A 23,961-nucleotide genomic window follows, 5' to 3' on the forward strand; every position below is an offset into this window, starting at 1 on the left:
GGCTTTTTATCTGTAAATTTCTATGCGGCATTACGTGATAATATGGGTATACTAGCAAAAGAAAGGAAGTGAATTATTTGACTAACAAACTTTGGTTCCAAGTGGGAGTAGGGGTCATCCTCGTTTTAGTCATTATTCGTTTATTCATTGAAGTCCAGGCAATCTTCGACCCGCTATTTATCATTGCCCAAACAATTTTCGTTCCACTCCTTCTTGGAGGAGTGCTCTTCTACCTCAGCCGCCCATTGCTCCGTTTGTTGGAGAAGCGGAATTTTCCGCGCTGGTCGGGAGTATTGATCGTCCTTCTTTTGATCATCCTCGTATTCTATCTGCTATATGCAATGATCGGGCCGATGGTGTCAAAACAAGTGAACTCGCTGGTCGACAATGCACCGGCCATTATTGAAGATGTGGAAGATTACGGCATGTACTGGTTTAACCAGCGTGACCGCCTGCCGGATTCGATTGAAGAGCAGCTTAACGGATTGCAAGGGAAAATGGGAGAATGGGCTGGGAACATCGGCTCTTGGGTACTGGCGTTTCTCGGAAGTTTGATCTCCGGAATCGTGACGCTCGTGCTGGTGCCATTCTTCCTGATCTATCTTTTGCTCGACCATGATAAATTTGCGCCGTTCATCGCCAAGTTCTTCAAAGGCGAGCGCAAGACATGGATCCGCAAAACCTTGAGTGACATTGACGCGACGTTGCAGGCATACATCCAGGGCCAGCTGTTCGTCAGTTTCCTGGTAGGGATCATGCTGTTGATCGGTTACCTGATCATCGACCTGGATTACGCATTGCTGCTCGCGCTGATCGGCATGGCGACAAACGTCATCCCGTTCCTTGGGCCTTACCTCGCCGTCATCCCGGCAATCATCATCGCGCTGGTGCAGGACCCGATCATGGCTGTTTACGTCATGATCATCATGCTGGTTGCCCAGCAGATTGAAAGCAATCTGATTACGCCGAACGTCATGGGGAATGCACTTGATGTGCATCCGCTGACGGTTATTACGCTGATTCTGGCAGCCGGCAATATCGCCGGCCTTTGGGGCATTATCCTGGCGATTCCGGTCTACGGCGTCATCAAGACGATCGTCAGCAATATCTATGCACGCCGGCAAGACATCAGGGAAACCGCAACGAAAGAAGTCTAAAGAAAAACCCGTGAACTCTGTTCGCGGGTTTTTTTCTTATGCGCTCCTTATCCCTTGACATGGAATAGTTTACCCCCTAAACTGTTATTTAGTTGAGGGGGTAAACTATTATGGATGCACGCATCAAAGAAGCCGTCGATTTGTTCACGGAAGTGATGGTCTATGGCACGGAACGGGTCATCAAATCAGTTGACGATCCGCTTTGGAAGGAATATTCGCCGGAACAGATCCAGCTGTTGAAATTGATCGGGCGTGAACAGCGCATTACTTCGGGCCGTTTGGCGGTGATGCAGGGAGTACATAAGAGCGCCGTCTCCAGCCGGATCAAAAAGTTGCTGGAAAAAGATCTGATCCGGGTTGTCGAAACGGCCAACCGCCGGGAAAAACTGCTGGAGCTGACGGATAAAGGGATCCATATCCAGAAGCAGTCCGACAAAGTGCTGACTGAGTATGTCGAAAAGCTGTTCGGCCAATATATAGCAGATGAGGAAATTGAGCAGTTCCTGACGATTTTCCGCAAGTTGAAAGATATCATCAAAACGGATGGAGTGTAAGGCATGCATACAGTATTGAAGTTGAAGTGGCCGATTGCCATCGGCCTGATTGTCTTGACCGTCGCCTTGTTTTTATTGGCGCCGAATTTAACGGAACAGGCGGAGCAGGCAGGCTCGTTCCAATTGTCCGATGAAGCCGCTTCCCAGCAGGCAGCTGCAATTCTGGAAGAAGCCGGCGTTTCTGCCCAGACGATTTCGCTGGTAATGCCGCTTGAAGAAGAGCTTGATGAGGCGATGCGGGAAACGCTTTCCGGCATGGCAGCAGACATCGAAGCGCTTGGCGAACCGGTTTCCAGTGTTTTGAATCCGGTGGAAAGCGAAGAGCTTGAAGAACAACTGGTGTCGGAAGACGGCAAGACGGTCCTCATGCCGGTTACCGTTGATGGCACCGATGAAGAAGTGAACGCGGTCGCGGATGAGATCCGTGAGACGGTTGTCCCCGAAGGCATGACCGCTTATGTCACCGGGGAAGCCATCATCAACAATGATGTCAACATCAGTGCGCAGGAAGGATTGAAACGGACGGAAATCATTACAGTGGTATTGATTTTCGGCTTGCTGCTTGCAGTGTTCCGTTCCATTGTCACACCGTTCATTCCACTGGTGGCTGTTGGGATTTCGTACTTGTTGAGCCAATCGATCGTCGCGTTTTTCATCGACTGGTTCGGTTTCCCGGTATCGAACTATACACAGATTTTCCTTGTGGCGATTTTGTTCGGCATCGGGACGGATTATTGCATCCTGCTCCTGAGCCGCTATAAAGAGGAGCTGTCGGCAGGCCATGGAGTCGAAGAATCCATCATCAACACGTATAAAACAGCAGGGCGCACGCTCTTGATCAGCGGTGTGGCCGTATTCATCGGGTTTTTTGCCATCGGCTTTGCAGAATTTCCGATCTTCAAGTCAGCTGTAGCAGTCGCAGTTGGTATATTCGTCCTGTTGCTCGTCCTGTTCACCATCGTGCCGTTCTTCATGGCGCTGTTGAAACAGAAACTATTCTGGCCGGCCAAGAAATCGGCTTCCCATCATGACAGCAAAATCTGGATCTGGATGAGCAAATTGTCCATCAACCGGCCGCTGCTGTCGATACTCGTGGTCGCCATCATCACCGTGCCGCTCTTGTTTACGTATAATAACGACTTGTCGTTCAATACCGTTGACGAAATCGGTTCGGATTATGAATCGGTAAAGGGCCTTCGGGCAATTGAGGACGGCTTCGGAAAAGGCGACTCGCTGCCGGTGGAAGTGATCGTGAAATCGGATGAACCGTTGACAGAAGAAGCGGTCGTCCCTTACTTCGAGTCACTGAGCAGGGAAATCGAGAAAATCGAAGGCGTTGACACGGTCCGCGCCGTTACCCGGCCGACAGGTGAAGTGATCGACGATCTTTACGTCGACAACCAGTTGGGTCTGCTTGCAGACGGTCTCACTGAAGCGCGCGACGGATTGGGCGAAGTGCAGTCCGGCCTTACGGAAATTGAAACCAACCTGGCCGGCATCAGTGAACAGGCCGGCGGCAGCGCAGGTTTGGGCGATGCGGCTGCAGGACTTGCACAATTGAACGGCCAATTAGGCCAAGTGTCGCAAGGACTTCAGGCAACCGGCAACATTCCGCAAACAGTCGGGGCCCTGAATCAAATCAGCGGCGGCTTAGCGGGTATCCAGCAGGGTCTTGCTGGAGCGGCCGGCCAGTCCGGAGAATTGGGTGCCGGATTGGCGCAGCTTGCACAAGGCGTTGGAGCTTCCAATGACGGCCTTCTTGAAATCCAGAACGGGCTTTCCGAGGCGGTTGATATGATGCAGGCTATGAGCGAGAGCGAAACAGTGCGCAGCACCGGCTTGTATATCCCTGAAGGAACATTGGAAAGTGAAGAATTTGCGCAAGTGCTGGACCGTTATGCATTTTCCGACGGTACAGGCATGAAGATGGAAGTCATTCTGGCGGACGATCCGTATTCGCCGGAAGCGATTAAAACGACTGCTGACATCAAAGCGGCCGTTGAGCGAACAGTCCGCGGAACGCCGCTTGAAGATGCAGACATCGCCTACGGCGGCATTGCAAGCATCAACAATGACTTGCAAGACGTCTCATCAAGCGACTTCAGCAAAACGGTCACCATCATGCTGATCAGCTTGTTCGTTGTCCTGGCGCTGTTGTTCCGTTCATTAATCATGCCGCTTTACATGATCGGTTCGCTCTTGTTGACGTATTACACCTCGATTTCGATTGCGGAACTGATTTTCGTTAACGGCCTTGGCTATGACGGCATCAGCTGGGCAGTGCCGTTCTTCGGATTTGTCATGCTGGTTGCGCTCGGAGTCGACTACTCGATCTTCCTGCTCGACCGCTTCCGCGAAGAGTCGGCAAACGGGGCGACAGTACGCGACGCAATGCGCATCTCCATGGCGAAGATGGGGACAGTCATCATTACGGCGGCCATCATCCTTGCCGGGACATTCGGTGCCATGATGCCATCCGGCGTCTTGAGCCTGGTGCAAATTGCGACGATCGTCATCACCGGCCTCTTGCTGTACGGCTTGATCGTTCTGCCGCTCCTGATTCCGGCAATCTCGGTTTCATTTGACCGGGGCGTCTGGTGGCCATTCGGCAATAAAAAACGTTCGTAACAGAAAGAAAGCTGCCTCCGGGCGGCTTTTTTCTGTTTAATGGGGGATTAGGGCGTGCCGTGTTATACTAAGCTAAGAATGAACAATTATGAAACGGGGTAACTATTGTGCTTACATTTGAACAAAAACTGGCGGTCATTGAATCCTTCCCGGAGCTTACACGGAAAGATGTATCGATGAAGCGTGTGAATTTCCATTATGAAGAAAGCCTCTACGACAAGAAAATCGTTGTTTACCATCTCCATCCGAACGGCAACGGCTTTGTCTACGTCGGCAACTTGCCGCAGTACCAGGCGGATGATAAAGGCTTCGTCAACATCCGTGATTTTTCCGAGACTGAGCTCCGCAGCATTGTCGCGGATGCTGTCGACTATCTTTCGCTTGAGCCGGAACCGCCTTACGACAAGACATGGACAAACCGGGACAATATAAAACTGGATCTGGTGTACGAAGAGCCGTTCTGGAACATCTACACCGGCAAGAACTTGGAAGAAAGCTTCGGCACATTCAGTGATGCGGAAGATTACCTGATCGACCAAGGCTTTAAAGAACCGAAATAATGGAGATCCGGCTGCTCGGGAAAGAAGAAGCACTGCCGATGGGTTTATTGCTCGAAGCGGATCCTTCAGAGAAGCTGGTGCGGGCGTATTGTGCTCGGGGCCGCTGCTATGTAGCGGAAGAAGGGCAGGCCGTGCTCGGCGTCTATATGCTGCTGCCGCTGAGCGACACTGTTATTGAAATCAAGAATATTGCTGTTGAAAAAACGCGGCGTGGACAAGGGTTGGGCAAGCAACTGGTGCTGCATGCATTAACGGAAGCGGCAGGGCTCGGGTTTCGGACGGTGCGGATCGGTACGGGGAACTCGAGTTTCGGCCAATTGGCGCTCTACCAAAAATGCGGATTCCGCATGGCTTCAATTGACCGTGATTTTTTCATCCGGAATTACCCGGAGCCGATTTTCGAAAACGGCATCACTTGCCGCGATATGATTTATTTGGAATATGACACAAGCGAAAACCCTCATGACTGAGGGTTTTTCATTTTGGCGTAAAAAATATTACGCTTTAGCGTAAATGTTTATTGCTTTAAAGAGTAATTTAATTTACTATTAAAAGTAACAAGAGAGGAGTGATGAGATGGAGGAAATCAGGTTAAATTGTGCGTTGTTAAGAAAACGGGTGCCGAATTTGACGGCAGCTGCCAAAGAAGCTGGCATCCGCCCGGCCACGGTATCCAATTTGTGCACAGGAAAAATCGATTTGGGGAAAGCGGAAGTGAAAACGCTGGTCGGACTGGCGAGGCTGGCGAATTGCACGGTGGACGAGTTGATCATACGGGGGGAGAAGATGAAAATGATCGAAACACAAATCAAGGCACTGGATTTTTTTGCGCCGCTGGTCCAAGGCGGAACGACAGGAATTGTTGCACGTCCGGGGATGGGACAGGTTGTCATCGTTGCCGAACTGCTACACCGTTTTAAAGAACAAGACTTGAAAACCGTTTACTTGCTGCCTGATTCGGCGCATCCTGAACTAGAAGGCACGGTGGAACTTGCAGACCATACGGCCGGTTCGGTCGCGGATACGCTTGCATTGTTGAAACAGTTGGGCGAAAAAGCGGTCCTGGTAACCGATAAAGGGCGCATCGATTCCGGCGAATTGTTCGAACTGCAAGATCAATTGGGGGATCAATCTGTTACGACGCTGCTGGTCGATTTGTCCGGGGAAGTGGTCGACGACGACTTCCCATTCGGGCCGCTTGAGACGCTTTGGCAATTGGATGCCGATCTGGCTGCACGGCACCAATATCCTGCTTTGAGCCCGCTGCATTCCGCGTCGTCGATCCTCGAAGAAGCAGACGCCAGCGAACGCCATTTGCAGCTTCGCCAACGTGCGCAGAAAACGCTTCGGCGCTATCGCGAGCTGCGGTCGATTGCAGCAGCACATGGAATGGAGCGCATCCAACTGGCAGAGCTCGAAACATACCGCAGAGGCGAGCGCTTGGAAGCCTACTTTACACAGCCGTTTTTCGTGGCAGAGGAACTTACCGGCCAAAAAGCGGTTTCAGTTCCGCTTGAACAAGTGCTGCAGGACGTCGAATCGATTCTGGCGGGCCAAGCCGACAGTCGGGACCTTTCCGAACTGCAATTCACTGGAGCGTTATAAGGAGCCTCGGCTCCTTTTTTTATTGCCGTTTCGGTAAATGAAAAAAGAGGAAAAAAACACCGGTTTTCGGTATGCTAAAAGCAAGAGGTGATCACATGTTCAAGAAAGTGACCTTATACACCGATCGGTTGGAAGAGATGAAAGGGTTTTACGAATATCAGCTCGGGTTCCGCATTGTAGAAGAGGACGAGGCGAGCTTTACGCTCGCGATCGGAGAATCTGTGCTGATCTTTAAGAGATCCGGCCGCAGTGCGTTCTACCATTTTGCCTTCAATATTCCCGGCAACCAGTTCACACTCGCCAAAAACTGGGCAAGTTCCCGTGTGACGCTGAACCGCCAAGAAGGCATGGACGAAATCTTCTACGCCAATTTCAACGCAGACGCCTTTTATTTTGAAGACCCGGCCGGCAACATCATTGAGTTCATTGCACGGCGCAACGTGGACCGGATGGGCGATTTCACGATCGACTCGCTCCTCAACATCAGCGAAGTCAGCATTACGACCCCGTTTGTCGAAAAGGTCGGCGAGCAGCTCGAAGCGATGGACATCCCGGTCCGGGGCAATAAAGGCATTGAACCAAAGGCGCTGAATTTCCTCGGCCAAGGCGATGCGTTTATCCTGCTTGTGGCGCCAAAACGGGTGTGGTATTTCTCTAAGCACAAGAGCGAAGTCCATCCATTGGCAATCCAATTGCAAGATGGCCGGGAAATCGAGATTGACGAAAAAGGGGATCTGCTTGAAACCCGGTCGGAAGACCCGATTTCAGACGGTCTTGAGGACATGGCGTTTTCCGGTGTGGTCCTGCTGAAAAAGGATGAAGCCTGGGCGGCCGCCAAAGGGTATGCCGACCGATCAAATGAGCGGCCGAATTCGCTTGGCACCCGGTTTGGCATTGCATCTGGCTGCAAGATTTTCACAGCTGTCGCCGTATGCCAGCTTGTTGAAGAAGGCCAGCTGTCGTTTGATACCAAGCTTTCGGAGCTGTTGCCGGATTATTTCCCGGACTTTCCGGCGGACATCCACCACTTGCTCACCCACACATCAGGGCTTCCTGATTATTTCGATGAAGAAACGGAAGGCGGTTTTGAAGCGGTCTGGGTAGAGCGGCCGATGTATGGGATGCAGTCGCCGGCCGATTTTGTGCCGCTGTTCCGGGACAAACCGATGATGTTCAGACCCGGTGAACGCTTCCACTACAACAATGCAGGATTTATCGCATTAGGGCTGGTCGTGGAAAAAATAACCGGCCGTCCATTTGATGAAGTCGTTGCAGAAAAAATCTTTGCCCGGGCGGGGATGGCAGCTTCCGGTTATTTCCGCCTCGATCAGCTGCCCGCTGAAACCGCAAACGGCTATATCGATGAAGGGGATTCCTGGCGCACGAACCAGTACGCCATCCCGGTCAAGGGAGGACCGGACGGGGGTGCATTTGTCACAGCCGGTGATATGTCGGCTTTTTGGGAGCGGCTGATGGACGGAACGCTTTTGTCTCATGAAATGCTAGAGACGTTGCTGCATCCCCATGCATCCGGGGAACACAACGATTACGGCTACGGGGTATGGATCCGGCGAGGCAGCGGGAGTCCATCCAAGTACTTCGTCACAGGGTATGACCCGGGCGTCAGTTTCCAATCCGGCTATTATCCGGATGCGGGGGCGACGCTGTCGGTCCTTTCGAATAAAAGCGAAGGCGCATTTGAAGCGATGAAATTGATTGAAGAAAAAATGGAACTTTGAAATTTGCTGAATGAGGTGAAAGCATGGACGGAAAGAAAATAGCCATTTTTATTTTAGGCGGCACGCTGCTCGCCATCATATTGATCTTCCTGGGTTTCCAGCTTTATTTCCAACTGAATCCCACACAATAAAGAAATCCGGACGCCGGAACTGGACAATGAAAAAAGCGCAGCCTGTATGGGCTGCGCTTTATTTGTGCATAAAAAAACAGACTCTTCCGAAGAAGAGTCTGAAATAGGTAGCTTAGAATTAAGCTTTTTGAACGTTAGTAGCTTGAAGACCGCGTTGGCCTTGCTCGATGTCGAAAGTTACTTCTTGACCTTCGTCAAGAGATTTAAATCCTTCGCTTTGGATAGCTGAGAAGTGAACGAAAACGTCGTCGCCGCCTTCGCGCTCGATGAAGCCGAATCCTTTTTCTGAGTTAAACCATTTTACTTTACCTTGTTCCATGTGTGTTTCCTCCTCGTATGCATATGCATACATTGTATTACTATCCTTGCTCAAATCTTGCAGATGAACATCTGACACTTTGTTAAAAGTTATCCGAACAAAAATAATTCTTCCTTAGAATAACACGGTCATTTTCATATTGCAAGCGAAAAGCTGAAATTGTATAATCAACTATTCGGATTGTCTATGGAAAAGCAACTGGGACAAGACTTGCCCAGCTGAAAAAAAGGGGATGGAAAGATGGGGAGAATCATGGTTGTCGGAGTTTCAGCAGGCGTCGGAAAGTCGACGTTTGCAAGAGCGCTCGGAGAGGAATTGGGTTTGCCGGTCTATCATTTAGACCGCTATCATTGGAAGCCCGGGTGGGTCGAGGCGGATAAAGACGAATTCAGGGAAGCGCTTGAAGAGCTGGTCAAAGAAGACGCCTGGATCATCGAAGGCAATTATTCTTCCACCATCGATCTCCGTCTGTCCCGGGCGGATACCCTTATTTATTTGGAGCTGCCGCTTCGGGTCTGCCTGTACCGGGTGTTGAAGCGCTGGCTGACGAATATCGGCCGGACCCGTCACGATATGGGCGAAGGCTGTCCAGAGAGGATGGAATGGAAATTCCTGAAATTCATCATCACCACTTATGGAAGGCGGAAAACGGAGATGCGGCAGCGTCTCGCGGCTTTCCGGGAGATGGATCCCCGCAACCGGCCGGTATTGCTCGCGAGCAAAGAGCAGATTAACGGTTTCCTGTCAGGGCAGGGGGAGAACCGCAGGAAAAAGGTACAATAAAAAAAATCCTCCCGGGCCTAGAAAAGACATGCTATTCTTAACGTATGAAATCCCACCATTAGGAGAATGCGCCATGAACAATCTATATGAGGGCACCATCACGAACCAGGCGCTCAACAAGAAAGAGCCGCTGAACATGAAGCGCTTGTACCTCGAAGACCTGCCGGAAATCGAAAAAATTCAGCAGCACGTCATCGATTCGCTTCCGGACAAAGGTACGCTTCAGCCATTGAGCACAGAGGAATTTCTGTTCATTTTGAACGAACGCGGCCTGCTGGTCGGGGCGTATGCCGAAAATCGGCTGATCGGTTTCCGTGCGTTGCTGGTACCGGAAATCGATGCAGAACATCTCGGCTATGACCTGGGCCTCCCGGAAGAAGACCTGCCCCATGTAATCTACCAGGAAATCTCGGTCGTATTGCCGGAATACCGCGGCAACCGGCTTCAGCAAAAGCTGGCAGACGTGATCATGAAAGAATTGCCGAATCTGGCAGGGCATTTCCGGTATGTGTGCTGCACAGTCGCACCGCTGAATATCCCGAGCTTGAAAGACAAGTTTTCACAAGGGATGCACATCGGTGCCTTGAAAGAGAAGTACGACGGCATGTTGCGCTATATCCTCGTGAAAGACCTGCAGGATGCCGCGCCAGAATACACCGGCTATACATCGGGCAAAATCGACGATCTGGAAAAGCAGCAGGAATTGCTGGCAGACGGCTTCGTCGGAATCGGCCTCCAAATCGCCAAAGGCTTCCATGAACTTCAATTTGCAAAACCTGTCCGTTAACGGACAGGTTTTTATTTTTTATTCAACAATTCTGAAACTTAATAGCGGATGGCCCGTATATAAGACAAGAGAAATAAATACTCTTATGGGAGGTTCTGGCAATGGAGGTGTTCGGGTTGCCGATGGAGCAATTGTATATGTACATACTGATTTTTTCCGGGGCGTTGACCGTACTGTATGTCTTTTTCGGGGATGTAGCGGATGCAGGGGAAGGAGTGCCGTTTTTGAATCCGGCTGTCCTGCTCGCTTTTTTCACCTTGCTGTCAGCCGGGGGCTATCTGCTTGAGGCGGCAACGGATTGGAGCAGTGCTGCTATCTTATTGGCGGCAGCGGCAGGAGCTTTCTTCCTGGACCTCTTGCTTTATTTCTTCGTCCTGGTACCGCTCGCTTCGGCAGAATCGTCCATTGCCTATACCGATGAGTCACTTGCAGGGCAAGTCGCCAAGGTCATCACACCGATCCCGGTGGATGGCTACGGCGAGGTGGTCATCGAAACTTACGGAGGCATCATTTCCAAACGCGCCACCGGCTACGACAACGAAGCGATCGAGCATGGCAAAAGCGTCCTGATCATCGAAGTGGCTGACGGCACATTGTATGTCCGGGATTATGAACCAATGTCCATAAAATAAAAAATAGGGGGAAATGAGATGGAAATGACATGGATTGCAATTGGAGTCGCAGCGTTTATTATTTTAGCGATTGTGGGCGTCTACATTACGAAATACAAGACGGTAGGACCGGATGAGGCGCTGATCGTCACAGGGAGCTACCTGGGTTCGAAGAACGTCCATACGGACGATTCCGGCAACCGCATCAAAATTATAAGAGGCGGCGGGACGTTCCTGCTGCCGGTGTTCCAGCAGGCAGCACCGCTCAGCTTGTTATCCAGCAAACTTGAAGTGACGACACCGGAAGTCTATACCGAACAAGGCGTGCCGGTCATGGCCGATGGGACCGCCATCATCAAAATCGGCGGGTCGATTTCAGAAATTGCGACGGCGGCAGAACAATTCTTAGGGAAATCGAAAGAGGACCGTGAAAACGAAGCGAAAGAAGTGCTTGAAGGGCATCTGCGGTCGATCCTCGGTTCGATGACGGTAGAGGAAATCTACAAAAACCGGGACAAGTTCTCCCAGGAAGTGCAGCGCGTCGCATCCAATGATCTGGCGAAGATGGGCTTGATCATCGTCTCGTTCACCATCAAGGACGTCCGCGACAAAAACGGCTATTTGGATTCACTCGGTAAAGCGCGGATAGCACAAGTGAAACGCGATGCCGATATTGCCACAGCCGAGTCGGAAATGCAGACGCGCATCAAACGCGCAGAAGCCGGAAAAGACGCACAGCGTGCTGAAATCGAACGCGCCACGGAAATCGCGGAAGCGGAAAAAGAGAATTTATTGAAAGTGGCGGAATACAAGCGGGAGCAGGACAGTGCGAAAGCCCGTGCCGACCAGGCGTATGAGCTGGAAACAGCCCGTTCGAAGCAGGAAGTTGTGGAGCAGGAAATGCAGATCCGCATCATCGAGCGCCAGAAGCAGATCGAACTGGAAGAAAAAGAAATCCAGCGTCGTGAGCGCCAGTACGATTCCGAAGTGAAGAAAAAAGCCGATGCAGACCGCTACTCGGTCGAGCAGGCTGCAGCAGCGGAGAAGTCCAAGCAGTTGGCAGAAGCCGATGCACAGAAATACCGCGTGGAAGCGATGGCGAAAGCCGATGCTGAGAAAATCCGTCTGGACGGCCTTGCAAAAGCTGAGTCACAGCGGGCACAAGGTGAATCGGAAGCAGACATCATCCGCTTGAAAGGTCTCGCAGAAGCGGAGGCGAAGCGCAAAATCGCCGAAGCGTTTGAAATGTACGGCCAAGCTGCAACGCTTGATATGATCGTCAATATGCTGCCGGAGTATGCGAAGCAGATTGCTGCGCCGCTTGGCAATATCGATAAGATCACCGTTGTGGATACCGGCGGCGGAGAAGGCGGCGGCGCAAACCGCGTGACTTCCTACGCAACGAACTTGATGAGTTCCCTGCAGGAAACGCTGAAAGAATCATCAGGCATTGATGTGAAGGAAATGCTTGAAAATCTTACAGGCAAATCGGATTATGCCCCGGCGCTCGAGCAATTGCGCTACGAGCTCAGTGAAAAAGACGGAAATGCCAAAGAACAGCAAATCAAATAAGGGGAAGCCGGCAAAAAAGCATTATCGCTTTGATTGCCGGCTTTTCTTTGATTTTTTTGTAAAAATATGGGTTTAAAAGGGCTTATGACTAAAGAATCACAAAAAAATACGGCAGTTTTTCTTAAACGGTTTCCGCGCCTACCGGGAAATGATAGAATAATGACACGAGTCTTATGTAGAGAAGAATCCATGAAACCGTACTTATTCTTACGTTAAGAGGTGCTCAATGAATATGCAATTCGACCACATTCCAGATTTTCCAATCACAGAACAGTTTGGTCCTGCAGAACAAACAATCAGTTCTCTTGTATATAATTCCAATGACGTAAGCAACGGTGCTGCGTTCTTCTGTGTGGCCGGTGAAAATACAGACGGCCATCTCTATATCCCGGAAGCGATCGAAAAAGGGGCGGCGGCGATCATCGGGTCCGATGCGGAGTTATTGGCGCAATATGCAAAGCAGCATAACAGCATCTCGTTCATCGTTGTAGCGGATGTGCGCCGTGCGCTGGCCTACGCGTCGATCTTTTTCTTCGAAGACGCCAAAGACCGGCTCATCAAAGTCGGCGTCACCGGCACGAACGGCAAAACGACCACAGCGACCTATGTCTATAATTTATTCAATCTGCTCGGAATCCGCAGCGGATTTATCGGAACGACCGGCGTCTTCAATTCCGACGGGAAATTCCCTTATAAAAAAAGCACACCGACCACGCCGATTTCTTCGGACATCCACCAGATATTTTCGCAGCTGGTCTCCCATGGCGACACAGCGGTATCGATGGAAGTATCGTCGATTGCATTGGACCAAAAGCGCGTGGAAGGCATCGATTTCGATGTCGCCATCCATACTAATATTTCCGAGGAGCATCTTGAATACCACAAGACCTTCGAGCATTACTTGAACAGCAAATTGCTGCTGTTTGCCCAAGCGAAAAGCGCAGTGGTCAATCTGGACGACGACGGCATGGCCGAACAGATTTTGGCGGCAGTCAATTATCCGTCGCTCAGCTACAGCCGCTCTGCCGATACGGGGGCGGATCTGGTTTGGGGCAACCTCGACAGCAGCGGCTCCGGCATGCGGTTCGATTTGCGCTATGGCAATCAGATGTACCAAGTGGAGGTGCCGCTGTTCGGAGAGTACAATGCCGGAAATCTGACAGCTGCCATTGCGGCCGCCTTGTTGTCCGGCGCCACCATGGAAGAGATTCTCCGCGTCCTGCCGCGCATGCCGCAAGTCGAAGGCCGGTTCCAAGTGATTCCGGGTCCCGAGGGCCGGAAGATCATCCTGGATTACGCCCATACGCCAGTGGCGCTTGACCTGGTCATGCGGGAAGTGGGCAAGCTGCCGCATAACCGCCTGATTGCCTTGATTGCGGGGATTGGCATCCGGGATTTCGGAAAAATGCCGAAGATGGCAAAAGCGGCAGAAGGGAAGGCCGACGTCATCATCGTCACCGTCGACCATCCGGACTTTAATGACCCGGAAGACGTCGTCAATGAAGTGCTGAAGGGCTTTACGGTTCCTTATAAGCAGCAAGTCGTGACAGCGCCTACCCGCAAAGAGGCCGTGATGGCCGCATTGAAAGAAAGCGGACCGGATGATATTGTCCTGCTGTCAAGCGGCTGCATCAACGGAGCCCAGAAAGTGCGCGGTGAATTCGTGCCGCACTCGGATGAAGAAATTATCGAAGGGTATTTCCAGGGGCAGAACTAGCGGTTTTTTGAGTGGAAAGGTCGCTTTTTTCGTGCTCCTTGTGTTTAATAGAAGAGAAGGCTACATAACGACATACGAATTGGAGTGAATGGAATGCAATATCGTACAGAGAAAGACACGATGGGCGAAATTCAGGTAGAAGCGGACAAAATGTGGGCAGCGCAAACGCAGCGCAGCCTCCAGAACTTTGCGATCGGCACCGAGCGCATGCCGCATGAAGTGGTCATGGCATTTGCCCAATTGAAAAAAGCGGCAGCGAAAGCAAACCACAAACTTGGCAAGCTTTCCGAAGCGAAGATGAAAGCAATCGAAGCGGCAGCGAACGAAGTGATCGAAGGCAAATGGAACGACCATTTTCCGCTAGTGGTTTGGCAGACAGGAAGCGGCACGCAGTCCAATATGAACATGAACGAAGTTCTGGCTCGCCGCGGAAACGAAATCCTGGCGGAGCAATCGTCAGATGAAAAGCTTCACCCGAACGACGACGTCAACATGTCGCAGAGCTCGAACGATACATATCCGACAGCGATGCACGTAGCAGGCGTTTTAGCCGTTACGGAAAACCTGGTTCCGGCCATCCAGAAATTGAAAGCGACGCTTGATGAAAAAGCGAAGCGTTTCGACGACATCATTAAAATCGGACGCACACATCTGCAAGACGCAACGCCTTTGACGCTTGGCCAGGAAATTAGCGGCTGGCGGCACATGCTCGAGAAAAGCGAGCGCATGATCCGTGCGAGCGTTGAAGAAATGCGTGAACTCGCCATCGGCGGAACAGCAGTCGGCACAGGCATCAACGCGGACCCGACATTCGGCCCGTCTGTTGCGGAATTCATCGCAGAATCAGTCGGCACTGCATTCACATCAGCTGAAAACAAATTCCATGCGCTGACAAGTCATGACGAAATGGTTTATACGCACGGTGCGATCAAAGCGCTTGCAGCGGACGCCATGAAGATTGCCAACGATGTTCGCTGGCTGGCAAGCGGTCCGCGCAGCGGCATCGGCGAAATCACGATTCCGGAAAACGAGCCGGGCAGCTCCATCATGCCAGGGAAAGTCAATCCGACACAAAGCGAAGCATTGACGATGGTTGCCGCTCAAGTTATGGGCAACGACGCAACAATCGGATTTGCAGCAAGCCAAGGGAACTTCGAGTTGAACGTCTTCAAACCGGTTATTGCATACAACTTCCTGCAATCGGTGCGTTTGTTGACAGACAGCTTGATCAGCTTTAACGACAACTGTGCAGTAGGCATCGAAGCGAACCTTGAAGTGATCCAAAACCACGTGAGCAATTCATTGATGCTCGTTACGTCTCTGAACCCGCATATCGGCTACGAAAAAGCGGCAGCGATTGCGAAACAGGCACATAAAGAAGGCACAACATTAAAAGAGTCTGCAGTGAAGAGCGGACATTTGACGGCTGACCAATTCGACGAATGGGTACGTCCGGAGAATATGGTAGGCAAATGATTTGAATGGGCAGCTGCAGATTTTTGCAGCTGTTTTTTTATTTGACAGCGGCAATCTTGCCGGGTTCCGCAGGTTTTTTGTGGGCCAGCGTCGAACTAGGGAAGGGTAGCGAAAAGCGGAAAAAGAGGTGCAATATGCAAAAAACATTTGTTATGTCCTGGAGCGGCGGAAAAGATTCGGCGCTCGCGTACTACCGGGCAGTCATGGCCGGCCACGTGCCGGCAGCCCTGTTCACCATGTTTGAAAAAGACGGTTCGCGGTCCCGTTCGCACGGGCTCCCGCTCGAGGTTATGGAAGCGCAGGCGGCGCGGATGGGCCTGCCGCTGGTCGTCGGCAAAGCGGACTGGTCCGGCTATGAGGATGAATTTATCCGGCAGCTGAGGCACTTCAAAGAAGAAGGCGTCGGGATGGGCGTCTATGGCGACATCGATTTGGAAGATCATTTGGCTTGGGTGCAGAAGGTTAGCGCCATAGCTGGCGTGGAAGCGAACCATCCGTTGTGGCAGGAGCCGCGGAAAGAGCTGTTGCTGGAACTGATTCGGGAAGGGTTTAAGGCGGTCATCACGGTCGTGGACACGGAGCGATTGGACAAACGCTTCCTAGGCCGTGAATTCAATGAAAGCCTGATCGAGGAGCTTGAAGCGAGCGGTGTGGACGCCTGCGGCGAAGAAGGGGAGTTCCATACCGTCATCGTCGACGGCCCGATTTTTGTCGAACCGGTCCCAGTAGTTTTTGGAGACAGAGTGGAAAATGGGAACTATCATATGCTCGAGGTAAAACTTCAGACCAAGGAGTGAGTGCAATGATTCGGTTTATGGGCATGGAAGAAAAACACATCCGCCAGATGGCAGCCTTGCTTGCCAAGCGCCAGGAACGGGAGCGGAAGATCTTTCCGTTTCTGCCGGCGCGCTTCGAAGAAATCGATGAGGCGGAAGCGGTGATCCGGAAAATGCTGGAGCGCCCGTTTATCGGGGGCATCGTTGCTGTTCGTGGAATTGATGTCATCGGCTATTTGCTGTACGAATTCAAGGAAAATGCCGAGCGCGGCAGATATGTCTGGATGGACTATGAATCGATAGCCATCAGCGAACATGAACACCCCCGGCTGGTCCGCCTCCTCTATGCCGATGCCGGAGCGGAATGGGTCAAGCACGGCTATTTTACCCATGCCCTGATGGTGCCGCTCGGTGAGCAGAAGCTGCTATCCGAATGGCTTGACCAGTCATTCCATTTTGAACAGAAATACGCAGTCCTGCCGTTGGATCAATACGAGCCGAAAGAAGTGGTGCCTGAGCCGCCGCTGAAGATCCGGCGCGGCACTAAAGGGGATGTCCAGCTCTATAAAAAGATGGCGTTGTGGAACAGCATCCATCAGACCGCTGCGCCTTCCTGGAACCCCATTACAAAAGAAACAATGGAAGAAGTGAAAAAGGGGTATGAAGAAATCTCGGAAGAAGAGAATTCCTATGTCTGGATTGCGGAGCAAGGGGAACAAGTTGCAGGCTTCCATGTCTATTACAAAGACGGGGATCCGTTCAATCTGGTGATGCCTGAAAAATGCATCGAGCTGCCGGCGGCATCAACCAATCCGGACCTTCGCGGAAGAGGCGTCGGCCGGTCCATGGCCAACCAATGCTTCGCGGAATTGCAGAAAGAAGGATTCGACTTTATTTATACAGACTGGCGCACGGCCAATCACTTGGCTTCCTACTTCTGGCCGCGCCTCGGCTTCGAGCCGGTCATGGTGCGCATGAGCCGCCAGATTGATCCGCGCATCGCTTGGGCGCACGGACGGTAAAGGGTTTATAGCGGTTCCGGAGGGGTATGTTCTTAGAAAACCTGATGGAAAGAAGGGGAAGGGATGGCAATCCAGTCGGAGCGGTCGGATAGGCAAAACCGTGAGGGATTTCAGAAGGAGCATGCTTCACGCAACTTGTGGTCCGGCCTTCTGTTCGGCATCGGGCTAATGGCGTTTGTGGATGAAGTGATTTTCCATCAATTGCTGCAATGGCATCATTTCTATGATTTATCAACACCGCGCATCGGAATATTCGCCGATGGCTTGCTGAATTCATTCGCCTGGTTTGCAGCGATCGGCGGCTTGTTCCTGTTCGCAGATCTTAGAAGGCGCAGCGCTGTCTGGATGAAAAGATGGACGGCTGCTGTGTTCATCGGGCTCGGCGGCTTTCAATTATTTGACGGCCTCATCGACCACAAAGTCCTGCGGACCCACCAAGTGCGTTATGGCGTTGACCTGCTGCCATACGATTTGGCGTGGAATCTGTTCGGGGCGGCTCTATTGGGAATCGGCATTTTCCTGATGATGCAGTCGAAAAAGTCCGCCGTGGAAGAAAGGCGATCGAATGGCGGGACATGGCCACGGGGCACCCGGTTTCGGAGGGATGGAAGCCGCGGCATGGCTGCTTGCCGCGCTTTTTGTCGTTTACACCATAGCGGCTGCTGCATCAGGGGAAAAATACAGAAAATGGCCGGTGCGCCGCTATTTATTCTGGTATGCCGGGCTCGCTTCGGCAGCTGCAGCGCTCCTCGGGCCGATCGGGGAGCTTGCCCATTCGAATTTCAAGGCCCATATGGCCAGGCATTTGCTGCTTGGCATGCTTGCGCCGCTGCTGCTGCTTTACGCAAAGCCGGCCGTGCTATTGTTAAGAACATTGAGTGTGCCTTCGGCGAGAAGGCTGTCCCGGCTGTTGAAGAGCCGGTGGCTTCAGTTGGCCAGCCATCCGGCGGCAGCCGCCCTTTTGAATGTCGGCGGGCTGTACGCACTTTATCTAACCGGCCTTTTTGAAGCGATGCATGACTCGGCCTGGCTGTATGCGTTCGTCCATCTCCATGTCTTCCTGGCCGGATATCTGTTTACGATGTCCATCATCTACGTCGATGTGGCCCCTCACCGCTATGGCTTCATTTTGCGCTCGGCCGTTTTGATCCTGGCGCTAGCGGGGCATAAAATCCTGGCGAAGCTGATTTATGCCAATCCACCGGCCGGTGTCCCAGGAGCGGACGGAGAAGCGGGGGACGCTATTGATGTATTACGGCGGTGATGCCGTTGATCTGGCGTTGATCATCATACTTTGCTATCAATGGTACCGTTCAGCTGCGCCGCGGAAAGGGCTGCAGCCGGATCTGCTGAAATAAAAGAAGCTGCGTTTCTGTTCTGGAATTCCAGAACAGAAGCGCAGTTTTTTTTAGGAACAAAGTGGTTGACAAGGATCGATTACAGTTGTAAACTTCAATTAACGATTACAAATGTAACCGAAGGGTTGTGAGGAAATGACTGTCGAAGAAAAAGTGGAAATCACTGATTCGGAGTGGGAAATCATGCGTGTGGTCTGGACGCTCGGACAAGCGACGAGCAAAGAAGTGGTCGAAGTGCTGCAGGAAAAGAAAGACTGGAAGCCGGCGACTACCAAGACTTTTATTGGCCGTCTCGTTAAAAAAGGCGTCCTGCTAGCAGAGCCGCAAGGCAATAAATTCATTTATTCCGCGGCGATCAGCGAAGAAGGAAGCGTCAAGAGCGCGACAGACCGGCTATTCGGCCAAATCTGCAGCCGCGCAGTCGGCAAGACAATCGCCGAAATGATTTCGAAAGCGGAACTGAGCCATGAAGATATCCGGCTGCTGGCAGAGGCGCTGGAAGCGAAAGCGCCGGAAGCGGTGGATGAAGTGGCATGTAATTGTGTGCCTGGCCAGTGCAAGTGCAAGGAACATCATCAGATTAGCTGCCATTAATGGGAAGAGGAGTGAAAAACCGTGGAAAAATTATTGAATGTCGAAGGGATGACATGCGCATCTTGTGCGCAATCAGTTGAAAAAGCCATCAAGAAATTGCCTGGCGTGACTGAATCGAATGTCAACCTGGCGACAGAAAAAGTGAAAGTTGTGTACGACGAAGGTGTCGTATCCGTGCAAGATATACAGGAAGCGGTGGAAGATGCGGGTTATAAAGCACTGACCGACACCGTAACGAAAACGTTCGTGGTTGAAGGGATGACTTGTGCTTCCTGCGTCCAATCGGTTGAAAAAGCGACCCGGAAATTGCCGGGCGTTATTCAGTCAAATGTGAACTTGGCTACTGAAAAGATGGCCATCCAATACGATCCCGCATCGTTAAGTGTCGGGGAGATCAAAGCGGCAGTTGTCGATGCCGGTTATGAAATTCAAGAAGATGCCGCCACGCAGGAATCGGCGGATGAAGACAAAGAGAAAAAAGAACAGCACATCAAAGAAATGTGGCGGCGCTTCTGGCTGTCAGCCGTCTTTACAGTGCCGCTTCTGCTCATCTCGATGGGCCATATGTTCGGCATGCCTTTGCCGTCCATCATCGATCCGGAAGTCAACCACACGAATTTTGCACTGATCCAGCTCCTATTGACCATTCCGGTGATGATCCTCGGCGGCAAATTCTTCACAGTCGGCTTCAGAACCTTGTTCAAGGGGCATCCGAATATGGATTCGCTTGTCGCACTCGGAACAAGTGCCGCATTCGTTTACAGTCTGGCGGTCACCGCACTGATGTTTGCAAGCAACGACCACAACGCCGACAACCTGTATTACGAGTCGGCTGCTGTGATTTTGACATTAATCACTTTAGGGAAATATTTTGAAGCGCTATCCAAAGGGAAAACGTCTGAAGCCATTAAGAAATTGATGGGCATGGCACCGAAGACAGCAATGGTCGTCCGAGGCAGGCAGGAACAGGAAATTTCGGTCGATGAAGTGGTGGTCGGGGATATCCTGGTCGTTAAGCCGGGCGAAAGAATGCCGGTGGACGGCATTGTCATAGAAGGCAAGACCGCAGTGGATGAGTCGATGCTGACAGGCGAAAGCCTGCCGAGCGAAAAAGGGCCTGGCGATACCATTGTCAGTGCGAGCATCAATAAAAACGGGGCTATCCGCTATAAGGCGACAAAAGTAGGCAAGGATACCACTCTCGCACAAATCATCAAATTGGTTGAAGACGCCCAAGGTTCGAAAGCGCCGATCGCCAAACTGGCGGACATCATTTCTGGCTATTTCGTGCCGATTGTCATTGTGCTGGCGCTCCTATCAGGCGCTGCTTGGTATTTGGGCGGACAGACCGGCGTATTCGCCTTGACGATCGCCATCTCCGTGCTTGTAATTGCCTGCCCTTGTGCGCTCGGGCTTGCGACACCGACCGCCATCATGGTCGGCACCGGAAAAGGCGCTGAATACGGCGTCCTGATCAAGAGCGGCGAAGCGCTCGAAACCACGCATAAAGTGGAAACGATCGTTTTTGATAAAACTGGGACTATCACCGAAGGGAAATTGAAAGTGACCGATATTGTCGGAGCCAACAACGAGATTGCTTCGGATGAACTTCTGGCCCTTGCTGCGGCGGCTGAAAAAGGGTCAGAGCACCCGATTGGCGAAGCGATTGTCAAAGCAGCGGCTGAAAAAGGCTTGGCGTTAGGCCAGGCGGCTGGCTTCCAGGCAGTTCCGGGATACGGAATCGAAGTGGAAGTGGATGGCCGCACGGTAGCGATCGGCAACCGGAAGCTGATGGACAAAAAAGGCATCCGCTTCGGCGATGCGCTCGAAGCGGCAGATCGCCTTGCCGGTGAAGGGAAATCGTTGATGTTTGTTGCAATCGATGAACAGCCTGCCGGCGTTATTGCAGTGGCAGACACCATCAAACCTTCCAGCGTTGCTGCGGTGAAGAAACTCCAAGCAATGGGCATTGAAGTGGCGATGCTGACCGGCGACAACAAGCTGACAGCAGAAGCCATTGCAAAACAAGTCGGCATCACGCGGGTACTGAGCGAAGTTCTGCCGGAAGACAAAGCGAATGAAGTGAAGAAACTGCAGGCCGGCGGAAGAAAAATCGCCATGGTCGGCGACGGCATCAATGATGCGCCGGCCCTTGCCCAAGCGGATGTCGGGATTGCCATCGGCACCGGCACGGACGTGGCCATGGAATCAGCGGATATCATCCTGATGCGAAGCGATTTGATGGACGTGCTGACAGCCGTAGAGCTGAGCAAATCGACCATCAAGAACATCCGCCAAAACTTGTTCTGGGCATTTGCCTATAACGTCATGGGCATCCCGGTCGCGATGGGCATCCTGTTCTTGTTTGGCGGCCCGCTGCTCAACCCGATGATTGCGGGAGCAGCGATGAGCTTCAGTTCGGTTTCCGTCTTGATCAACGCGCTGCGCTTGAAAGGCTTTAAACCAGCTGCGGCATAAGCAGGCAAACAAAAGGAGCGATAGCGATGAACAGCGATTTGGAACTTGTCCTCTACACACGCCCGACGTGTTCGGATTGCCAGGATGCCAAAGCATATCTGGCTTCCAAAGGCATTCCGTATGAACACAAAGACGTTAGTGCAGACATGGGATTGGAAGAAGACATGAAGAAACTGGCCGGCAACCGGATTGTTCCGCTTTTGGCCTTCTATAAAAAAGGGCTTTTCGGAAAGCGGAAGCTCGTCCGGCACTACACGGGATTTGAAATGAATAAAGAAGAAATCGACAGCCTGCTCGGCCTTCGATAAAACAAAAACTCCGCTTCCTTGTAAAAAGGGAAGCGGAGTTTTTAGGATGTCGAGAAACCTTTTTTAGATTAGTTGATAAAAGAAATAGACTTCTTATACCGCGTCGGCCGCTTTGGGCATGGCTTCCGCCATGAGCCGAGAAGTACACTCGTCTCATAGCTTCGCCTAGCCCTTGGACGCGCCGGCGCTGATTTCTCTCTTAAAAACTGATAACTCTACCCGCTTTTACAGTGCTATCTGAGATATGGAGCAAAACAGCGGAGAAAACCGTACTGCTCCTGCAGCGCTACACGCTTCGTCGCAAAGTACCGGCCAAATGCTGTTTGGCCGATACTTGCCTGCGGGAAAGCGAGACAGCCGAGACCCCGCAGGGAATGGTTGAGCAAATGGAATTTGCTCAACCATTTGCTACGAAGCTAGCGAAGCGATGCAGGAGCACAAGGTTTTCGAAGCGACTGAGGAGGCTTGGCGCTCGCCCGCGGCAAGCGCAGCTGTTTTGCGGAATATCGGTTAAGAGAAAAGCATTTTATATCTTTCTCAACGAGCTGAAAACTCCGCTCCTCAATAAAAAGGGAAGCGGAGTTTTTTTATTCTTTCCGGAATACCCAGGCGCGCTGGGCGATGAAGCCGAAGATGAAGAGTACGGTGTCGACTCCGACTTTCAGGATGACTTCCCCGCGGCCAAGCCATTCGGCGTACAGCAAATGCACCGAACCGGCGGAAGCCAGCATGATGAACGCTGCCAGGATGTAGTAGCGGATGAACGATTTGTGCGACCCTTGCCCGAAGACTTTATTGCGGTTGATATAGTAATTGAATAATGATGACAGGACGCGTGCCGCAATGGTCGCGAGAATAATGAAAAGTTCGGGAGCTTCATCGCGCAGCAATTGGATGAAGATCCAGTAAAGGCCGATATCGAGGCCGAACGATGCCGCGCCCGAAAGGCCGTAGAACAAGAAAACCTTATAGATGTGGAACGAATCCCGGAGCGGGTTGAAATGGGACGATTTGTTTTCATCAAGGTACACCGTTTCGATTGTCACTTCTGAAACCGGGATGTAATTCTTTTTCAGCGCAGCCAGCATGTTCATTTCGTATTCGAAGCGTTCGCCGTAGACGGCGAGCAGCCGCTCCAAGTACTTGACGGGAATGCCCCGCAGCCCGGTCTGGGTATCGGACAGGACGGTCCCGGTCGAAAGCCGGAACAGCAGGCGGGTGAACCGGTTGCCGAACCGGCTGCGGAACGGCACATCTTTCTGGGTAAAATCGCGGGCCCCAAGCACGACGTGGCGCGGTTCTTCCTCCAGGCCGCGTGCAATTTTGAGCATGTCGGAGACAAGGTGCTGGCCATCGGCATCAGCGGTGATGATCGCTTCGTAGGGAAGCTTGTTATTGAGTATGTAGTGGAAAGCCGTTTTCAGTGCCCGTCCTTTTCCTTGATTGGCTGCATGCCTCAATAAGGTCACTTCGGGGATGGCTGAAAGCGATTCGAAAATGTCCCTGTACGCCGGGCCGCTGCCGTCATCGATGACAATCACTTCAGGAAACCCTGCCGCCAAAATATCGCGGATCAGATGGATGCATCTTTCATCCGGTTTATATGCTGGAATCACAATGGCGTACTGCTTCATGCAACGCCCCCCTTTCAGCAGCTGGTATCTTTCTCTATCAACAAGGATTGCATATCCTTGCAGGCAAGTCAAAACGCTTATTGAATGGATACCCTTCTTTCAGCGGAGTTAATTGCTTTCTTAAGGATTTCTTCAGAAAGACCCTTCCTGTT

General features: G+C 51.8%; 21 protein-coding genes and 1 pseudogene. 20 read left to right on the forward strand and 2 right to left on the reverse strand.

Going from position 1 to position 23,961, the window contains the following annotated elements:
• The first annotated feature begins 77 nt into the window (after positions 1 to 77).
• The 7 genes from ACFSDB_RS18175 to ACFSDB_RS18205 all read left to right on the forward strand — a co-directional run bounded on the left by ACFSDB_RS18175 (position 78) and on the right by ACFSDB_RS18205 (position 8,243).
• A complete protein-coding gene (locus ACFSDB_RS18175) occupies positions 78 to 1,157 on the forward strand; it encodes an AI-2E family transporter (RefSeq protein WP_204893341.1) in 1,080 nt (359 codons plus the stop codon).
• 110 nt (positions 1,158 to 1,267) lie between these two features.
• Complete coding sequence (locus ACFSDB_RS18180; RefSeq protein ID WP_204893340.1) at positions 1,268 to 1,711, forward strand: MarR family winged helix-turn-helix transcriptional regulator; 444 nt, start codon at positions 1,268 to 1,270, stop codon at positions 1,709 to 1,711.
• 3 nt (positions 1,712 to 1,714) lie between these two features.
• On the forward strand, positions 1,715 to 4,339 hold the full coding sequence (locus tag ACFSDB_RS18185; RefSeq protein ID WP_204893339.1) for an MMPL family transporter: 2,625 nt from the start codon (positions 1,715 to 1,717) through the stop codon (positions 4,337 to 4,339).
• A gap of 107 nt (positions 4,340 to 4,446) precedes the next feature.
• Positions 4,447 to 4,899, forward strand: a complete 453-nt coding sequence (locus ACFSDB_RS18190) for a hypothetical protein (RefSeq protein WP_204893338.1) — start codon at positions 4,447 to 4,449, stop codon at positions 4,897 to 4,899.
• Positions 4,899 to 5,369, forward strand: coding sequence for a GNAT family N-acetyltransferase (locus tag ACFSDB_RS18195; protein ID WP_204893337.1), 471 nt, complete (start codon positions 4,899 to 4,901; stop codon positions 5,367 to 5,369). Before ACFSDB_RS18190 ends, ACFSDB_RS18195 begins: the two co-directional genes overlap by 1 nt.
• A 106-nt stretch (positions 5,370 to 5,475) precedes the next feature.
• The gene (locus ACFSDB_RS18200) at positions 5,476 to 6,504 is read left to right on the forward strand and encodes a hypothetical protein (RefSeq protein ID WP_204893336.1); all 1,029 of its coding nucleotides are present in this window, start codon (positions 5,476 to 5,478) and stop codon (positions 6,502 to 6,504) included.
• A gap of 95 nt (positions 6,505 to 6,599) precedes the next feature.
• The gene (locus tag ACFSDB_RS18205; protein WP_204893335.1) at positions 6,600 to 8,243 is read left to right on the forward strand and encodes a serine hydrolase; all 1,644 of its coding nucleotides are present in this window, start codon (positions 6,600 to 6,602) and stop codon (positions 8,241 to 8,243) included.
• Positions 8,244 to 8,492: 249 nt separating this feature from the next.
• Here ACFSDB_RS18205 and ACFSDB_RS18210 read toward each other — a convergent pair whose 3' ends face one another.
• Positions 8,493 to 8,693 (reverse strand): cold-shock protein, encoded by a 201-nt coding sequence (locus tag ACFSDB_RS18210; RefSeq protein ID WP_006830093.1) that lies wholly within the window; start codon positions 8,691 to 8,693, stop codon positions 8,493 to 8,495.
• A 240-nt stretch (positions 8,694 to 8,933) separates the two neighbouring features.
• On the opposite strand from ACFSDB_RS18210, the gene ACFSDB_RS18215 reads away from it, so the two are divergent.
• The 13 genes and pseudogenes from ACFSDB_RS18215 (at position 8,934) to ACFSDB_RS18275 (ending at position 22,175) form a co-directional block, all read left to right on the forward strand.
• Positions 8,934 to 9,476 carry a P-loop NTPase family protein gene (locus ACFSDB_RS18215; protein ID WP_204893334.1) on the forward strand — a complete coding sequence of 181 codons (543 nt, stop codon included), beginning with the start codon at positions 8,934 to 8,936 and terminating at the stop codon, positions 9,474 to 9,476.
• A gap of 73 nt (positions 9,477 to 9,549) precedes the next feature.
• Positions 9,550 to 10,263, forward strand: a complete 714-nt coding sequence (locus ACFSDB_RS18220; protein WP_204893333.1) for a hypothetical protein — start codon at positions 9,550 to 9,552, stop codon at positions 10,261 to 10,263.
• Positions 10,264 to 10,364: 101 nt separating this feature from the next.
• Positions 10,365 to 10,895, forward strand: a complete 531-nt coding sequence (locus tag ACFSDB_RS18225; RefSeq protein ID WP_204893332.1) for an NfeD family protein — start codon at positions 10,365 to 10,367, stop codon at positions 10,893 to 10,895.
• An 18-nt stretch (positions 10,896 to 10,913) separates the two neighbouring features.
• Positions 10,914 to 12,446 (forward strand): SPFH domain-containing protein, encoded by a 1,533-nt coding sequence (locus tag ACFSDB_RS18230; protein ID WP_204893331.1) that lies wholly within the window; start codon positions 10,914 to 10,916, stop codon positions 12,444 to 12,446.
• Positions 12,447 to 12,672: 226 nt separating this feature from the next.
• Positions 12,673 to 14,163, forward strand: coding sequence for a UDP-N-acetylmuramoyl-L-alanyl-D-glutamate--2,6-diaminopimelate ligase (locus tag ACFSDB_RS18235; RefSeq protein ID WP_204893330.1), 1,491 nt, complete (start codon positions 12,673 to 12,675; stop codon positions 14,161 to 14,163).
• A 93-nt stretch (positions 14,164 to 14,256) separates the two neighbouring features.
• Positions 14,257 to 15,639, forward strand: coding sequence for a class II fumarate hydratase (fumC, locus tag ACFSDB_RS18240; protein ID WP_204893329.1), 1,383 nt, complete (start codon positions 14,257 to 14,259; stop codon positions 15,637 to 15,639).
• Positions 15,640 to 15,773: 134 nt separating this feature from the next.
• On the forward strand, positions 15,774 to 16,436 hold the full coding sequence (locus ACFSDB_RS18245) for a Dph6-related ATP pyrophosphatase (RefSeq protein WP_204893328.1): 663 nt from the start codon (positions 15,774 to 15,776) through the stop codon (positions 16,434 to 16,436).
• Positions 16,437 to 16,441: 5 nt separating this feature from the next.
• Positions 16,442 to 17,437: a GNAT family N-acetyltransferase gene (locus tag ACFSDB_RS18250; RefSeq protein ID WP_204893327.1), complete on the forward strand. Its 996-nt coding sequence runs from the start codon at positions 16,442 to 16,444 to the stop codon at positions 17,435 to 17,437.
• A 168-nt stretch (positions 17,438 to 17,605) separates the two neighbouring features.
• Positions 17,606 to 17,908, forward strand: a pseudogene (locus tag ACFSDB_RS18255) (DUF2243 domain-containing protein); the annotation flags it as partial.
• 94 nt (positions 17,909 to 18,002) lie between these two features.
• Complete coding sequence (locus ACFSDB_RS18260) at positions 18,003 to 18,701, forward strand: cytochrome c oxidase assembly protein (protein WP_377340885.1); 699 nt, start codon at positions 18,003 to 18,005, stop codon at positions 18,699 to 18,701.
• A 229-nt stretch (positions 18,702 to 18,930) separates the two neighbouring features.
• Positions 18,931 to 19,389, forward strand: coding sequence for a CopY/TcrY family copper transport repressor (locus ACFSDB_RS18265; RefSeq protein ID WP_204893326.1), 459 nt, complete (start codon positions 18,931 to 18,933; stop codon positions 19,387 to 19,389).
• Between the two features lie 21 nt (positions 19,390 to 19,410).
• Positions 19,411 to 21,867 (forward strand): heavy metal translocating P-type ATPase, encoded by a 2,457-nt coding sequence (locus ACFSDB_RS18270; RefSeq protein ID WP_377340887.1) that lies wholly within the window; start codon positions 19,411 to 19,413, stop codon positions 21,865 to 21,867.
• Between the two features lie 26 nt (positions 21,868 to 21,893).
• Positions 21,894 to 22,175, forward strand: coding sequence for a glutaredoxin family protein (locus ACFSDB_RS18275; protein ID WP_204893325.1), 282 nt, complete (start codon positions 21,894 to 21,896; stop codon positions 22,173 to 22,175).
• A gap of 587 nt (positions 22,176 to 22,762) precedes the next feature.
• On the opposite strand, the gene ACFSDB_RS18280 is transcribed toward ACFSDB_RS18275, so the two are convergent.
• Positions 22,763 to 23,809 (reverse strand): glycosyltransferase, encoded by a 1,047-nt coding sequence (locus ACFSDB_RS18280; protein WP_204893324.1) that lies wholly within the window; start codon positions 23,807 to 23,809, stop codon positions 22,763 to 22,765.
• Between the last annotated feature and the right edge of the window lie 152 nt (positions 23,810 to 23,961).

The sequence above is a fragment of the Planococcus chinensis genome (assembly GCF_042681545.1).
In the GTDB taxonomy this organism is placed as follows: domain Bacteria; phylum Bacillota; class Bacilli; order Bacillales_A; family Planococcaceae; genus Planococcus; species Planococcus chinensis.

Coding starts and splice junctions, on each gene's coding strand:
- ACFSDB_RS18180 (WP_204893340.1), top strand. CDS start 1,268: ATGGATGCACGCATCAAAGAAGCCGTCGATTTGTTCACGGAAGTGATG.
- ACFSDB_RS18185 (WP_204893339.1), top strand. CDS start 1,715: ATGCATACAGTATTGAAGTTGAAGTGGCCGATTGCCATCGGCCTGATT.
- ACFSDB_RS18195 (WP_204893337.1), top strand. CDS start 4,899: ATGGAGATCCGGCTGCTCGGGAAAGAAGAAGCACTGCCGATGGGTTTA.
- ACFSDB_RS18200 (WP_204893336.1), top strand. CDS start 5,476: ATGGAGGAAATCAGGTTAAATTGTGCGTTGTTAAGAAAACGGGTGCCG.
- ACFSDB_RS18205 (WP_204893335.1), top strand. CDS start 6,600: ATGTTCAAGAAAGTGACCTTATACACCGATCGGTTGGAAGAGATGAAA.
- ACFSDB_RS18210 (WP_006830093.1), bottom strand. CDS start 8,693: ATGGAACAAGGTAAAGTAAAATGGTTTAACTCAGAAAAAGGATTCGGC.
- ACFSDB_RS18215 (WP_204893334.1), top strand. CDS start 8,934: ATGGGGAGAATCATGGTTGTCGGAGTTTCAGCAGGCGTCGGAAAGTCG.
- ACFSDB_RS18220 (WP_204893333.1), top strand. CDS start 9,550: ATGAACAATCTATATGAGGGCACCATCACGAACCAGGCGCTCAACAAG.
- ACFSDB_RS18225 (WP_204893332.1), top strand. CDS start 10,365: ATGGAGGTGTTCGGGTTGCCGATGGAGCAATTGTATATGTACATACTG.
- ACFSDB_RS18230 (WP_204893331.1), top strand. CDS start 10,914: ATGGAAATGACATGGATTGCAATTGGAGTCGCAGCGTTTATTATTTTA.
- ACFSDB_RS18235 (WP_204893330.1), top strand. CDS start 12,673: ATGAATATGCAATTCGACCACATTCCAGATTTTCCAATCACAGAACAG.
- fumC (WP_204893329.1), top strand. CDS start 14,257: ATGCAATATCGTACAGAGAAAGACACGATGGGCGAAATTCAGGTAGAA.
- ACFSDB_RS18245 (WP_204893328.1), top strand. CDS start 15,774: ATGCAAAAAACATTTGTTATGTCCTGGAGCGGCGGAAAAGATTCGGCG.
- ACFSDB_RS18250 (WP_204893327.1), top strand. CDS start 16,442: ATGATTCGGTTTATGGGCATGGAAGAAAAACACATCCGCCAGATGGCA.
- ACFSDB_RS18260 (WP_377340885.1), top strand. CDS start 18,003: ATGGCGGGACATGGCCACGGGGCACCCGGTTTCGGAGGGATGGAAGCC.
- ACFSDB_RS18265 (WP_204893326.1), top strand. CDS start 18,931: ATGACTGTCGAAGAAAAAGTGGAAATCACTGATTCGGAGTGGGAAATC.
- ACFSDB_RS18275 (WP_204893325.1), top strand. CDS start 21,894: ATGAACAGCGATTTGGAACTTGTCCTCTACACACGCCCGACGTGTTCG.
- ACFSDB_RS18280 (WP_204893324.1), bottom strand. CDS start 23,809: ATGAAGCAGTACGCCATTGTGATTCCAGCATATAAACCGGATGAAAGA.